Annotated in this window: 14 protein-coding genes; 5 read left to right on the forward strand and 9 right to left on the reverse strand. The window is 62.2% G+C overall.

Annotation, left to right across the window (positions count from 1 at the left end; all coding sequences use genetic code 11):
• The first annotated feature begins 3 nt into the window (after positions 1-3).
• Positions 4-231 (forward strand): DUF1150 family protein, encoded by a 228-nt coding sequence (locus I3253_RS09440; RefSeq protein WP_197917409.1) that lies wholly within the window; start codon positions 4-6, stop codon positions 229-231.
• Here the strand turns inward: I3253_RS09440 and I3253_RS09445 are convergent.
• The 5 genes from I3253_RS09445 to trxB form a co-directional block, all read right to left on the reverse strand.
• Complete coding sequence (locus tag I3253_RS09445) at positions 228-575, reverse strand: hypothetical protein (protein WP_197917410.1); 348 nt, start codon at positions 573-575, stop codon at positions 228-230. The two genes, I3253_RS09440 and I3253_RS09445, sit on opposite strands and share 4 nt — an antisense overlap.
• A gap of 127 nt (positions 576-702) precedes the next feature.
• Positions 703-2,778, reverse strand: coding sequence for a bifunctional sulfate adenylyltransferase/adenylylsulfate kinase (locus tag I3253_RS09450; RefSeq protein ID WP_197917411.1), 2,076 nt, complete (start codon positions 2,776-2,778; stop codon positions 703-705).
• Positions 2,779-2,909: 131 nt separating this feature from the next.
• Complete coding sequence (locus I3253_RS09455) at positions 2,910-4,379, reverse strand: adenylate/guanylate cyclase domain-containing protein (RefSeq protein WP_332262127.1); 1,470 nt, start codon at positions 4,377-4,379, stop codon at positions 2,910-2,912.
• The gene (locus tag I3253_RS20700) at positions 4,370-4,633 is read right to left on the reverse strand and encodes a hypothetical protein (protein ID WP_332262128.1); all 264 of its coding nucleotides are present in this window, start codon (positions 4,631-4,633) and stop codon (positions 4,370-4,372) included. The genes I3253_RS09455 and I3253_RS20700 overlap by 10 nt, the downstream gene beginning before the upstream one ends.
• 54 nt (positions 4,634-4,687) lie before the next feature.
• Positions 4,688-5,629 (reverse strand): thioredoxin-disulfide reductase, encoded by a 942-nt coding sequence (trxB, locus tag I3253_RS09460; protein ID WP_197917412.1) that lies wholly within the window; start codon positions 5,627-5,629, stop codon positions 4,688-4,690.
• A 214-nt stretch (positions 5,630-5,843) separates the two neighbouring features.
• Between trxB and I3253_RS09465 the strand changes: the two genes are divergently transcribed.
• Positions 5,844-6,344, forward strand: coding sequence for an Lrp/AsnC family transcriptional regulator (locus tag I3253_RS09465; protein WP_197917413.1), 501 nt, complete (start codon positions 5,844-5,846; stop codon positions 6,342-6,344).
• 81 nt (positions 6,345-6,425) lie between these two features.
• Here I3253_RS09465 and I3253_RS09470 read toward each other — a convergent pair whose 3' ends face one another.
• The 4 genes from I3253_RS09470 to lgt all read right to left on the reverse strand — a co-directional run bounded on the left by I3253_RS09470 (position 6,426) and on the right by lgt (position 9,411).
• Positions 6,426-6,566 (reverse strand): hypothetical protein, encoded by a 141-nt coding sequence (locus I3253_RS09470; RefSeq protein ID WP_197917414.1) that lies wholly within the window; start codon positions 6,564-6,566, stop codon positions 6,426-6,428.
• Positions 6,567-6,719: 153 nt separating this feature from the next.
• The gene (gene pgeF, locus I3253_RS09475) at positions 6,720-7,478 is read right to left on the reverse strand and encodes a peptidoglycan editing factor PgeF (RefSeq protein WP_197917415.1); all 759 of its coding nucleotides are present in this window, start codon (positions 7,476-7,478) and stop codon (positions 6,720-6,722) included.
• Positions 7,475-8,536, reverse strand: a complete 1,062-nt coding sequence (locus I3253_RS09480) for a class I SAM-dependent methyltransferase (protein ID WP_197917416.1) — start codon at positions 8,534-8,536, stop codon at positions 7,475-7,477. Before I3253_RS09480 ends, pgeF begins: the two co-directional genes overlap by 4 nt.
• Positions 8,533-9,411, reverse strand: coding sequence for a prolipoprotein diacylglyceryl transferase (lgt, locus tag I3253_RS09485; RefSeq protein ID WP_197917417.1), 879 nt, complete (start codon positions 9,409-9,411; stop codon positions 8,533-8,535). The genes I3253_RS09480 and lgt overlap by 4 nt, the downstream gene beginning before the upstream one ends.
• 97 nt (positions 9,412-9,508) lie before the next feature.
• Here lgt and I3253_RS09490 point away from each other — a divergent pair, with 97 nt between their 5' ends.
• The 3 genes from I3253_RS09490 to I3253_RS09500 all read left to right on the forward strand — a co-directional run bounded on the left by I3253_RS09490 (position 9,509) and on the right by I3253_RS09500 (position 13,055).
• Positions 9,509-9,748, forward strand: coding sequence for an accessory factor UbiK family protein (locus I3253_RS09490; protein WP_197917418.1), 240 nt, complete (start codon positions 9,509-9,511; stop codon positions 9,746-9,748).
• A 210-nt stretch (positions 9,749-9,958) separates the two neighbouring features.
• Positions 9,959-10,687, forward strand: coding sequence for an ABC transporter ATP-binding protein (locus I3253_RS09495; protein ID WP_197917419.1), 729 nt, complete (start codon positions 9,959-9,961; stop codon positions 10,685-10,687).
• Positions 10,688-10,691: 4 nt separating this feature from the next.
• Positions 10,692-13,055, forward strand: a complete 2,364-nt coding sequence (locus I3253_RS09500) for an ABC transporter permease (RefSeq protein ID WP_197917420.1) — start codon at positions 10,692-10,694, stop codon at positions 13,053-13,055.
• Positions 13,056-13,059 lie beyond the last annotated feature (4 nt).

The following is a 13,059-nucleotide window of genomic DNA, read 5'->3' on the forward strand; positions in this document are numbered from 1 at the left end:
TAGATGTATAGCAAATACGATTTCGGACAGGATCAGGACGATCGGATCGTCTATGTACGCCAGGTGGCCGTGGACGAATTGCCCGAGGAATTGCGGGCGCAGATGCCCGGCATCGACACTCTTTATGCCGTACACAAAGCCGATGGCGAGCGGCTTGCCCTGGTCAAGGATCGCAAACTGGCCTTTGTGCTGGCGCGCCAGAATGACCTGGCGCCGGTTACGGTGCACTAACGTAATTCGAGGGCGAATACATCCCGCGACCACCCGTCGATATTGCATCGGGCGCGGATCAGCACTGTTGCGATGCCATCAGCAAGTGCAACCGGCGACAGGGACCGGGTGAAAGGCTGTTCGTCGACATGCGGGTGAACCAATTCGCGCGTGCCAAGGACACTGCCGCCTTCTGTTTCGGCACGCCAGCCATCTGCGTAGTGATCCCAGCCGGTATCGGGGTGAGTCAGGGTGACGTCAAAGCGCCAGCCATCTGCGATGCGGGTGGCAGAGGCGGATTCGATGATCGGGGCGTCGGCCAGGGCAGGAGCGGCCAGCAGGAACAGCGGGATCAGGTGTTTCATCCTTCCTGCATAACATCCCGTGCAACGCGCCGCGCTTCACCTCTGTGTGAACCCCATCGCAACAAGAGAACGCGAGGCGCCGGGCGCCCCGCGTTTCAGGGTTCTTCGGAATTCGATCAGCTGGATATCACGCTTTGATCAGGCCCATGCTTTCCAGCTTGAGAATGACCTGATGCGCGCAGTTGTCCACGTCGGTGCCTTCGGTTTCAACGCGCAGCTCGGGGTTTTCCGGCACGTCGTAAGGGTCTGAAATACCGGTGAATTCCTTGATCTTGCCTTCGCGGGCCAGCTTGTAGAGGCCCTTGCGGTCGCGGCGTTCACATTCCTCGATACTGGTCGCGACGTGCACTTCGACAAAGGCGCCGAACGCCTCGACATCCTCGCGCACGGCGCGGCGCGTCGTGGCATAGGGCGCGATTGGCGCACAGATGGCGATGCCGCCGTTCTTGGTGATTTCGGACGCGACATAGCCGATCCGGCGGATGTTCAGGTCACGGTGTTCCTTGGAAAAGCCCAGCTCCGAGCTGAGGTTCTTGCGCACCAGGTCGCCATCCAGCAGCGTCACAGGGCGGCCGCCCATTTCCATCAGCTTGACCATCAGAGCGTTGGCGATGGTGGATTTGCCAGAGCCAGAAAAGCCGGTGAAGAATACCGTGAAGCCCTGTTTGGAGCGCGGCGGACGGGTGCGGCGCAACTCCTGGACCACTTCCGGGAACGAGAACCATTCGGGGATTTCCAGACCCTCGGCCAGACGGCGCCGCAGTTCGGTGCCCGATATGTTGAGGATGGTGACGTTGTCACGGTCCGCAATCTCGTCATTGGGTTCGTACTGGGCGCGTTCCTGCACATAGACCATGTGTTTGAAATCGACCATTTCGATCCCGATCTCGTCCTGATGTTCGCGAAACAGATCCTGGGCATCATAGGGTCCGTAGAAATCTTCACCTGCCGAGTTCTTGCCGGGGCCGGCGTGATCGCGGCCGACGATGAAGTGGGTGCAGCCGTGATTTTTGCGGATCAGGCCGTGCCACACAGCTTCGCGCGGGCCGGCCATGCGCATGGCCAGGTTCAGCAGCGACATGGACGTGGTCGAGGCCGGGTACTTGTCCAGAACCGCCTCATAGCAGCGCACGCGTGTGAAGTGATCGACATCGCCCGGTTTGGTCAGGCCGACGACGGGGTGGATCAGCAGGTTGGCCTGGGCTTCCTTGGCGGCGCGGAAGGTCAGTTCCTGGTGCGCGCGGTGCAGCGGGTTGCGTGTCTGGAAGGCCACGACCTTGCGCCAACCCAGCTTGCGGAAATAGGCGCGCAGCTCGTTGGGCGTGTCGCGACGGCCACGGAAATCATAATGCACAGGCTGCTGAATGCCGGTGATCGGACCGCCAAGATAGATCTTGCCGGCAGTGTTGTGCAGGTAGTTGACGGCCGGGTGGGCATCGTCATCCGCGCCGAACACTTTTTCGGCTTCGCGGGACTTGTTAGGCTCCCAGCGGTCGGTCACGGTCATGGTGGCGAGAATCACACCTTCCTGATCGCGCAGGGCGATGTCCTGGCCCAGTTCGAGCGACTCGGCAAATGTGTCCGACACGTCAAGCGTGATTGGCATCGGCCACAGCGCGCCGTCCGCCAGGCGCATGTTTTCGACGACGCCGTTATAGTCGTCTTCCCCCAGAAAGCCCTTGAGCGGGCTGAAGCCGCCATTCATCAGCAGTTCCAGATCGCAGATCTGGCGTGGGGTCAGATCCCAGCTTGTCAGGTCGGCGGCTTCGACCTTGAGCTTTTGCGCGCTCTCGTAGGAGACATAAAGCTCGGGGATTGGAGACAGGTTGTTCTGCATCGGATGAGTCCTGTGTTTGAGAGGAGGAAGACCGCTGGCCGTTCCAGTGAGTTCAGCGTGAAGCGCGTTGTATTCCGCCAGTTTCCGGGCGAGGAATTGATCGGTGAGCCGCATCTTTTCCGCCGCCCCGCGGGATGTGAGCGAGTAGGCGAATCTTTGGCGTTTGTCGGGGCCCGGGCGTTGGGTGATGGTGATCAACCCGGCATCCGCCGCAGCGCGCAATTGCGCATTCAGGCGGCCAAGGGAAATTCCCAATGCCAATGCGGTGGCCCGTTGAGACGCATCCGGCGCGGCATCGAGCTGACGCAGGAGGCGAAAGAGCAAATCTTCCTCGGAGGAGTTGGATCTGGCCAATACGGACGACATAAATAAACGACTCAAATTGTGTTCACGCGTGAACGCTTCTCATGAAAAAGGTTTTGGGGGAAGTCTTTTTTGCAGGTTTTGGCAAATATGCGCCGCAATGCCGCAATGCAGCGCGCGCATGGGTGCGGCGGTCAGGCCCCTGATGCGGATGCGGGCCTGTTATCGGCGCCTTGTGTGGTCCCTGCGTCGCCGGACAGAAGGGCGGGCAGGGTTGCGGCCTTTTCCACGGCCAGTGCGGAAATGGGATGTGCGACGCCGCGCAGTTGAAGCTCGACCAGATCCAGCGACGTGATATCCTTGCCGGCCGCCTCGAGCAGGGCGCGCGATATCAGCGCCTCGACACCCAGTTCCTTGGTCTTTGCCTCCAGCCGGGACGTGGCGTTGACCGTGTCGCCGATGATCGTGCGTGGCGCGTTGTCCGCCGCGCCGATTTCGCCCAGCACGAGATCGCCCAGATGCAGCCCCATGCCGATTGCCACCGGCCTGGCTTTTTCCGCAATCAGGGTCTGATTGAAAATGTGCAACGCCGAGCCGATCCCGGCGGCGGCGTCCAGCGCGGCGAGGGCAGAGGCGCGTTCGTCGCCCAGTTCGAACACGGCGAGCAGCCCGTCGCCCAGATATTTGTCGATCGTGCCGCCGGCGCCGGTGATCGAGGGTACAATGGCGTCAAAGAACCGGTTGAGCAGGAACACGACATCATAGGGCAGTTGCCCGGTGGTGCGGGCGGTAAAGCCGCGCATGTCCAGGAACAGGATGGCCAGACGCCGTTCCTTGCCCAGGCTTTCATGCGCCCGCGCCCGCCGTCCGTCCGTGCGAAATACCCGAAGCACGGTGATCGGTTCGGTTGGGCGCAGCTGGCAGGCGAGGCGGGCGTTGGGCGGCGCATTCACCGCGCGAAGGCTGGCGGTTTCCTGTGGCGAGGGTTGGGGCACATTGTCGGCCCCGTCCTCGATGACGACGCGGCAGGTGGTGCAACGCCCGCGCCCGCCGCACAGCGCCATGTGCGGCACCCCGGTGACGCGCGACATTTCCAAAAGAGTCATGCCGCGCCGGCCCTGGATCTCCGGCCCGTCCACGTAGCGAATGCGCAGCGATTTGCGCGTGCCAAGGTATTTGCGGCCCAGAAAAATGGCCAATGTCAGACCGAGCAATGCGGTGAAGATCGCAATGCCTTGTGTGGTCAGTTCGATCAGCGTCTGGAACTCGGGCAGCGATGGCATGTTGTAGCGGGCAACGAGGCCGGGGCCTTCGTCGGGGCTGAACAGGCGGGCATATTGAATCCGGCCCTGCACCAGAAACCCCGCCAGGGCGAAGGCGGGGATCAGTGTGGCAAGCGAGACCATCACCGGTTGCGCGCGCCGCCAGGCAGGCAGGACCCGCAGCCACATATGCAGCCCGATACAGGCATGAACCCAGACCACTAGCAGCAGAATTGCCTGGTTCCACCCGCTTGTGCTGTTCCAGATCAGGCCAGCGATATAACCCATCCGGTCATTCACGTCATAGGCTGACGCCGCCACCCGCGTGTGAACAAAATGCGCCATCAGGAAGAACGGGATCGTCAGGCCAAGCGCGATCTGCAACATCTCGGTCATCGGCATCCGAAGCGTGCGGCGGCGGGCAAGCCGATACAGGGCCAGTCCCAGATGGGTAAGCAGAGCGCCATATAGCAAACGGTGCCAACCATGCTGCGCGACACCACTCTGCGCCAATCGCTGGCGCGTTCCATCAATTCCAGCGAGAACAGGCCCAGCCCGATATTGAGATAGTGCAGCAGGACATAGGTGAACAGCACGAGGCCGGATATGATCCGTGCCCGGGTTCTCCAGTTGCCCTGCCAAAGTGCGCTGGCCATGAATGTCTCCGTTCGCCGCGCCCCAGCGTGGAGCGCGGTGAACGATGGGTCAAGTCACTCGTGTTCCGACAGGAACCGTTCGGCATCCAGCGCGGCCATGCACCCCATTCCCGCCGAGGTCACAGCCTGACGGTATTGGTGATCCGTCAGATCGCCAGCGGCAAAAACGCCGGGAACAGAGGTTTCCGTAGTGCCGGGTTTGGTTGTGACAAAGCCGCCCATGTGCAATTCCAGCGTATCCTTAACCAGTTCGTTGGCGGGGGAATGTCCGATGGCGACAAACACTCCCTTGCAGGGGATTTCGGTGATCTCGTCGGTTTTGACGTTGCGCACGCGCACCGCTTCGACGCCCAGCGGGGTGTCGGTGCCGATCACCTCTTCAAGCGTGTGGAACCAGAGCGTTTCGATCTTGTCGTTCTTGAAAAGCCGGTCCTGAAGGATCTTTTCGGCGCGCAGTTCGTCGCGGCGGTGGATCAGCGTGACCTTGGAGGCAAATTTGGTCAGGAAGAGCGCCTCTTCGACGGCGGTGTTGCCACCGCCGATCACGACGATTTCCTCTCCGCGATAGAAGAATCCGTCACATGTGGCGCAGGCCGAAACGCCAAATCCCTTGAACCTTTCTTCCGACGGCAGGCCCAGCCATTTGGCGCGCGCGCCAGTGGCGAGAATAACGGCATCGGCGGTGTAGATGGTGCCGCTGTCGCCCGTGGCGGTGAAGGGGCGCTGCGCCAGGTCGAGTTCGGTGATGATGTCGCCGATGATCTCGCAGCCCATCGCTTTGGCGTGGGCCTCCATGCGCACCATCAGGTCGGGGCCCTGAACCTCCGTGTCTCCGGGCCAGTTTTCCACCTCGGTGGTGGTGGTCAGTTGCCCACCCGGTTCGATCCCCTGCACGAGGATCGGCTCCAGCATGGCGCGGCTGGCATAGACGCCCGCGGTATAGCCGGCAGGGCCGGAGCCGATGATCAGAACCTTGGTGTGCTTGGTGTCGGCCATCTGGGAAATTTCCTCGTTGCAACGAAAAGTCAGGTAGGGGATATAACCCTCCCCGTGGCGAGGGAAAACCCCGTGAACGCGGCAAATGCCATTGCCGCGAAATCGGGCGGCAAATGAAATTGTCGCAAAATGATCTTGCGCAAACGTGAAACAATATTGCGCATGTATCGGGCGGTGGTATAAGAACCGCAAATTCCAAAGGGAAAGACTCACAATGCCGGGTGCCCGTCTTGATCCGATTGACCGTAAAATTCTGGCCGAGTTGCAGGCTGACGGACGCATGACCAATGTCGAGTTGGCCAAGCGGGTGGGTATTTCCGCACCGCCCTGTCTGCGCCGGGTCCGCACGCTTGAAGAGGCCGGTTTCATCAAGGGATACCACGCCGATGTTGACGCGCGCGAACTTGGTTTTGAGGTGCAGGTCTTTGCCATGGTCGGATTGCAAAGCCAGGCCGAGGCGGATCTGAGCGTGTTCGAGGAACGGTGCCGCAATTGGCCCCTGGTCCGCGAGTGCCACATGCTGAATGGCGAGGTGGATTTCATCCTGAAATGCGTCGCGCCCGATCTGTCGACGTTTCAGAGCTTCCTGACCGAGGGTTTGCTGAGGGCGGAAAACGTGGCCAGTGTAAAGACATCGCTTGTAATCCGGGGCGCCAAGGACGAACCGGGCGTTCCTTTTGAGATTCTGGAAGAGCGGCTGACCCGCGACGCTTGAACCGGGCGGGGTTGAAGACAAACGGGCCGTGCAGGGATTTTCCCGCGCGGCCCGTTTGTCTGCGATCGGCTGTATTGTGGATCAGGCGGCGTTTTTCAGAACGATACCATTGCGCTTGGCGATAAAGGCCGCGCGGCGGGCGCCTCGGGCCCAAGGCAATTGCGGGGCGTCAGCCTGCGAGGCGGCGACAACGGAATTGATGAAACGGGTCTGGCTTTTCATGGTCTTTCTCCTTTGACCGCGGGTCTCTGGCTGGAAACCCATTGTTTCTGACTTGAAACCAGTCTGTTCCCGAATTGGGGCGGAGATGCGGCGTGATTGGTTTGATTTGACGAAAATACGCGACAGTTTTTGCGGCAGATTTCGCGGGCAGAGTCAGAGCCGGATGACCGAGATCAGGCGGCCATAATCGGCCTCGCCCGCATGGGTGCTGCGACGGTAAGAGTAGAAGCGATCCGGGTCGCAATAGGTGCAGTGGCGAATCCATTCGGCCTCGCCCACCCCGGCGCGGCGCAGACGGTGCAAACCATAGGATGGTAGGTCGAACTGCATTCTGTCACCCTGCCCGCCGGCAAAGAAGCGGGCGTTTTCAGGATCTTCCATCATGAAGTCGTCAAAGAACTCCGGACCGACCTCGTAGGCGCGTTGCGAGATCGACGGGCCGATGGCGGCGCGAACGTTGCCGCGTTTTGCCCCCAGCCCCTCCATGGCGTCGAGCGTGGCTTCCAGCACCCCGTCCAGCGCGCCGCGCCACCCGGCATGGGCCGCGCCGACCACCCCCGCAGACTTGTCGGCGAAAAGCACAGGCTGGCAATCTGCGGTGAGAATCGCCAGCGCCAGGCCGGGGGTGTTTGTCACCATCGCGTCGGCCCTGGGCCTGTCACCCCGGATAGGCGCCTTTACCACCTCTACATCGGGGGTGTGGGCCTGAAACACCGTGACAAGCCGGTCCCTGGGCACGTCCATCGCTTCGGCCACGCGGTTGCGGTTGATTTCGACAATTTCCGTCTGGTCGGAACTGCCCGTGCCGCAGTTGAGCCCGGAGAATACGCCCGAAGAGGCGCCGCCGCGCCGGGTGAAGAAACCGTGGCGAACCGGGCCAAGGATGTCTGCGGTCAGAATTTCAAGCGTCATGGGTCACATCCGGGTGGGGGTGGTGCGCCCTTGGGGAAAAGCGCGAGAACCTTGAACAGGTTTCCCATTTCATCAGGGTGCGTCAAGCGCCGATGTGCTGCGACATGCTGCTCCAGCGCCGCGCCAGAAAGCCGGGCGGCAAGCGCGCCGGCGCGGGCGGTGATCCCGAGCCGCTCCAGGAACACGCCCTGCGGCGTCAGCCCCGAATGCGCGCAGGTGGCGGCCTTGGCGAGGACCTCGAAATCGACATGCGCCGTCAGGTCGGACCGGCCGGGATCCGCCAGCGGATCGATCGGCGCATGGTCCCTGAGCGCCTGAAGCGTGTCGCCGTTGGAGCGCCAGCCGCCATAGTCAAAGATCAGCGCCGCGCCACCATGCGCCGCGATGCGATCGGAGATCGAAGCCACGACCGCGGGCGCGGCGGGGCAGGTTTCAACGATATTACCAGGCTTGGTGTCCGCCAGGCGGTGGTCCAGTTCGGCGCGGGGCTGTTCGGGGCCAAGGCCGATAGTAAGCGCATCGTCACGTTGGCCGATCAACCGCTCTTGCCAGCCGGTTGAGCCGCGCAGGAACTGGCGAATGGGCAGAGCGTCGAAAAACTCGTTGGCGACGAGAAACAGGGGCTGGTTGTCGGGCAGTTCCTCCAATTCGTAGAACCAGGTGACGGCATCTCCCAGCAGGACGCGCTGGCGCGCGCGCAATTCCGGCGAGGCTTCGACAAGGTGCAAATGCATGGCTGCGTGAAATCCGGGAACGGCGCGGGTGGCGCGCAGGATATCGGCCATGAGCGTGCCACGGCCCGGACCCGGCTCGGCAAGTGTGAAGGCACTGGGGCTGCCCTGATCCTGCCAGGCCTGTGCAATGGCCAGCCCCACCAACTCGCCAAACATCTGGCTGATTTCCGGCGCGGTGGTGAAGTCCCCCCCGGCGCCAAGCGGGTCGCGCGTGGTGTAATAACCCAGCCTCGGATGCAGTAGCGCCTCGGTCATGTATTCGGCCACTGTCATCGGTCCGCCTGCCCGGATGCGGGTCATGAGATGTTCTATCATCGCCGTCATGGGCGCGCCCTCGCCAATAGCCAGAGCCCCAACAGGATCATCGGCAGGGACAGGATCTGGCCCATGGTCACACCGTAGCCTGAAAATTGAAGAGCGAGGCCCAGTGGATTGCCTTCGGTCACGAACTGCGCGTCAGGCTGGCGGACGAACTCGACCAGGAATCGTGCTAGCCCATAACCGATAAAGAAGGTGCCGGTGATGCGGCCCGGGAATCTCAGTGCCCCACGCCGCCAGGCCATCCACAAGAGCAGACCGCCAAGAAGCAGGCCCTCAAGCAGCGCCTCATAAAGCTGCGAGGGGTGGCGGGCACACAGGGCGGTCAGCGGCCCGCAATCCTGCGCGGCCTGACCGGGAAAAACGACACCCCAGGGCAGATCGGTGGGGCGGCCCCAAAGCTCGGCATTGATGAAATTGGCAATTCGTCCCAATAACAGCCCCGGCGCCACGCCAAGCGCCATGGCATCGGCCACTTGCACCCTGATCAGCCCGTGCTTGCGGCAATACAGCCATCCAGCGACCACCACCCCCAGCATTCCGCCGTGAAAGGACATGCCGCCGGTCCAGATTTGCAGGATCTCGCCGGGGTTTTGCAGGTAATAGGCGGGCCGATAGAACAAGACATAGCCAATCCGCCCCCCGAGGATCACGCCGAGAATCACCCAGGTCAGAAGATCTTCGACCTGGGATGGCGTGATAGGCGCCGTGTTGCCAGGCCAGAGCCGGGCGTTTCGCACGGACCGGACGACTATGCGCCAGCCAATCAGGATACCCACGATATAGGCGAGCGCGTACCAGCGCAGGGCAAATTCCATACCGAACAGAGTTAACGAGAACAGTTCGGGTGAAATATCGGGAAAAGGGATCTGTGCACGCATTGTGCTGCATCTTTGGCCACGCGGCGGAGCCAGTGTCAACCTTGCGTCCGGTGCCGCCGCGCCCCATATAGGCGGCAAGGCAATCGCGGAGAGATCAATGCAGACCCGGAACAAATTCGTGGATGACATGTCGCAACTGATGACCAACGCCATGGGCGTGGCTCAGGGCGCGCGGGACGAGGCAGAAAACGCCATGAAATCGCTCATGGACCGTTGGCTCGCGGACCGTGATTTCGTAACCCGCGAGGAGTTCGACGCGGTGCGCGCCATGGCGCAAAAGGCGCGCGAGGAAAACGAGGCGCTCAAGGCGCGGATTGCGGCGCTGGAATCAAAATAGCGCGGCGACACCGATTACGGTGGCGTCTTGCATCGAGTATTTTTGGAACATTGAAAGGCGGGTGGTCTTTCGGCTTTCATTGTTCGGGAAATACTCCGGGGGAACCGCCGCAGGCGGTGGGGGCAGCGCCCCCTTTGGCATGGCGTGAATGTGTGCCGCATGGACATTGGCCTTTCCAGCCGCTTAGGCTGCACGGGAAAGCGGGGTGTCATGGCAAGAGAAAACGTGCCAGACGGGCAAACCACATTTGCAACGCGCGGGTTGACCAAGGTCTATGGGTCCGGCCCGGCGGCGGTCCACGCGCTGCGCGGGGTCGATCTGGAAATTCCCAAGGGTGAAATCGTGGTGTTGCTGGGGCCTTCGGGGTCCGGAAAATCGACATTGCTCAATATCATCGGCGGGCTTGACCGGGCCACGGAGGGGGAGGCCTTTTTCGAGGATCGGAATCTTTCGCAGATGAATGATCGTGAACTGACACTGTATCGGCGCGATCATGTCGGGTTTGTCTTTCAGTTCTACAATCTCATGCCGTCGCTGACCGCGCGCGAAAATGTCGAACTTGTCACGGAGATTGCCGAAAATCCGATGGACGTGGAACGGGCGTTACGGCTGGTGGGGCTGGGCGAGCGGATGGATCATTTCCCGGCGCAGATGTCGGGGGGGGAGCAGCAGCGGGTGGCGATCGCGCGGGCGGTTGCCAAAAATCCCACGGTGTTGTTTTGCGATGAACCCACGGGCGCGCTGGACAGCCAGACAGGCCGGGCCGTGCTGCATGTGATCAATGACGTGAATCGCGAATTGGGCGCGACGGTGATGATCGTGACACACGCCGCGGCGACGGCGCAGATGGCGCATCGGGTGATCCATTTTGCCGATGGCGCGATCCGAGCGGTCGTGGAGAACGAAACCCGCGTCAGCCCGGACGAGATAGCCTGGTAGAGACATGAGCGCCCTGGACCACAAGCTGCTGCGAGACCTCTGGCGGATCAAGGGCCAGGCGGGGGCGATTGCGCTGGTGGTTGCGGTGGGTGTGCTGTTGCTGGTGATGATGAGCGGCATGATTTCGTCGCTCGAGGAAACCCGGCGTACCTATTACGAGCGCTACCGGCTGGCGGATGTCTTCGCACCTGTGGTGCGGGCACCTCAAAAGGTGCTGGATCGGATCGCCGAGATTCCCGGTGTGGACGCGGTGGAGGGGCGCATTCAGGGCAAGGCGCTTGTCGAGGTCGCAGGACAGGCCATACCGGTGCGGGCGCAGGTTGTATCGTTGCCCCCATGGCGCGAGGCGCGCTTGAACGGTGTGTATCTGGCCAACGGGCGGATGCCGCAGCCGGGGCGCACAGAGGAAGTGCTTTTGCTGAAGAGCTTTGTGCAAGCCCATGGTTTGACATTGGGCGACCGCCTGTCGGCGACCATGCACGGCGCGCGTCGGCAGTTTCGCATTGTCGGAATCGCGCAGGCCCCGGAATTCCTGTTCACGATCGCGCCGGGCGAGGTGGTGCCTGACAATGCGCGCTTTGCGGTTTTGTGGATGAATCAGGACGCGCTGGAAGCGGCATTCGACCTCAAGGGCGCGTTCAACGAGGTGCTGTTGTCGCTGGAACGGGGTGCGCGGCCCGAGCCGGTTCTGGCGGCGGTGGATTCGGTTTTGGATCGATTTGGCGGGCTGGGGGCCTACGCGCTGGCGGATCAGTTCTCCAATCGGTTCCTGTCCGAGGAAATCCGAGGCCTGCGCACCACCAGCGCGGCGGTTCCGCCGATCTTCATGGCGGTTGCGGCCTTTCTTTTGTACATCGTGGTCAGCCGCATGGTGCAGGCAGAGCGCGAGCAGATCGGGCTGATCAAGGCATTCGGCTATACCGATTGGGAAGTGTCGCTGCATTATTTCAAGCTGGTCGTGTCGATTGCCCTGTTTGGTGCCGCGCTGGGCAGTGCGGGCGGGGTCTGGGCCGGGCGGGCGCTGGCCGGTGTCTATCAATCGATCTACCACTTTCCCTTTCTTGTGTTCCGGGTGGAACCGTCGTCATTTGTGTCAGGGGTTTCGGTGAGCGTTCTGGCGGCGGTGGCTGGTGGGCTTCTGGTGTTGCGCAAGGTTTTCGCGTTGACCCCGGCCGTGGCGATGCGCCCCCCCGCCCCGGCGGATTTTTCCCGCTCGGGGGCGTTGAATGCGCGGCTGAAACGCTGGCTGGACCAGCCCAGCCGCATGGTGTTGCGCCGGGTGTTGCGCAATCCCGGGCGGATTGTGGGCGCGGTGATCGGAATCAGTGCGGGGATGGGGCTGAGTTCGGCGCAGATGTCGGTGATGAGTGGGTTCAACGACGCGCTGGACCAGACATTTGCGGTGATCGACCGGTCGGATGTTTCGGTGACGTTTTTTGAGCAGATGCCCGAAAAGACCGTCTTTGCGCTGCGGCAACTGCCCGGTGTGATCGAGGTCGAGCCGACCCGCGCGGTGGGCGCCGTGTTGCGTCACGCAACCCAAAGCTATCGCGGGGGTGTGACCGGGCTGGTGCCGGGGGCACGGCTGAGCCGGGCCGTGGATGCGGACCAGGCGGATATTTCGATGCCGGACAGCGGTATCGTGTTGGCCCGGGCGCTGGCGGATATCCTGAAGGTCGGACCGGGTGACAGCGTGACGGTCGAGGTACTGGAGGGGCGGCGCCCGGTGCTGGAGGTGCCGGTGGCGCGGATCGCCGACACTTTGCTGGGCGCGCCGGCTTTCATGAAGTTGGATGTTCTGAACAAGGCGATGAACGAGCCGGGGCGTATTTCCGGTGCGTATCTGCGGGTGGATTCGGAACAGTATCCCGCGCTGTTCGCCGCACTGCGCGATGTGCCCAGCGTGGCCGGTGTGACCCGCAAGAGCGATGCGCGCGCGGCCCTGAAGAAGCTGATGGATACCGGGGCCGGAACGATGCGGTTCATTATGGCGGCGATTGCCGGGGTGATCACCTTCGGCATCGTCTACAATTCCGCCCGGATCAGTTTCGGCGAACAGGCCCGCGATCTGGCGAGCCTGCGGGTGATGGGTTTCACGCGCGGCGAGGCGGCCTTTATCCTGCTGGGTGAGTTGGCCATCGTGGTGATTCTGGCCGTTCCGTTGGGCGTGGCGATTGGCTATGGGTTGTCGTTCCTGGTGGCGGCTGGGTTCAGTACCGATCTGTACCAGATTCCGACAACCTTCCGCCCCACCGCCTATGGCTGGGCCGGGGTGGCGGTCGTGGTGGCGACGGTCTTGTCGGGCTGGCTGGTGAAACGCGAAATCAACAAAGTCGATCTGGTGGCGACCCTGAAGACAAGAGAGTGAGCGA

It is taken from the genome of Thiosulfatihalobacter marinus, assembly GCF_016019955.1.
Classification (GTDB): domain Bacteria; phylum Pseudomonadota; class Alphaproteobacteria; order Rhodobacterales; family Rhodobacteraceae; genus Shimia; species Shimia marinus_A.

Coding starts and splice junctions, on each gene's coding strand:
- I3253_RS20700 (WP_332262128.1), bottom strand. CDS start 4,633: ATGGCCAGCGCACTTTGGCAGGGCAACTGGAGAACCCGGGCACGGATC.
- I3253_RS09470 (WP_197917414.1), bottom strand. CDS start 6,566: ATGAAAAGCCAGACCCGTTTCATCAATTCCGTTGTCGCCGCCTCGCAG.
- I3253_RS09465 (WP_197917413.1), top strand. CDS start 5,844: ATGCCGGGTGCCCGTCTTGATCCGATTGACCGTAAAATTCTGGCCGAG.
- I3253_RS09490 (WP_197917418.1), top strand. CDS start 9,509: ATGCAGACCCGGAACAAATTCGTGGATGACATGTCGCAACTGATGACC.
- I3253_RS09445 (WP_197917410.1), bottom strand. CDS start 575: ATGAAACACCTGATCCCGCTGTTCCTGCTGGCCGCTCCTGCCCTGGCC.
- pgeF (WP_197917415.1), bottom strand. CDS start 7,478: ATGACGCTTGAAATTCTGACCGCAGACATCCTTGGCCCGGTTCGCCAC.
- I3253_RS09450 (WP_197917411.1), bottom strand. CDS start 2,778: ATGTCGTCCGTATTGGCCAGATCCAACTCCTCCGAGGAAGATTTGCTC.
- I3253_RS09455 (WP_332262127.1), bottom strand. CDS start 4,379: ATGCCGATGACCGAGATGTTGCAGATCGCGCTTGGCCTGACGATCCCG.
- I3253_RS09500 (WP_197917420.1), top strand. CDS start 10,692: ATGAGCGCCCTGGACCACAAGCTGCTGCGAGACCTCTGGCGGATCAAG.
- trxB (WP_197917412.1), bottom strand. CDS start 5,629: ATGGCCGACACCAAGCACACCAAGGTTCTGATCATCGGCTCCGGCCCT.
- I3253_RS09480 (WP_197917416.1), bottom strand. CDS start 8,536: ATGACGGCGATGATAGAACATCTCATGACCCGCATCCGGGCAGGCGGA.
- I3253_RS09495 (WP_197917419.1), top strand. CDS start 9,959: ATGGCAAGAGAAAACGTGCCAGACGGGCAAACCACATTTGCAACGCGC.
- lgt (WP_197917417.1), bottom strand. CDS start 9,411: ATGCGTGCACAGATCCCTTTTCCCGATATTTCACCCGAACTGTTCTCG.
- I3253_RS09440 (WP_197917409.1), top strand. CDS start 4: ATGTATAGCAAATACGATTTCGGACAGGATCAGGACGATCGGATCGTC.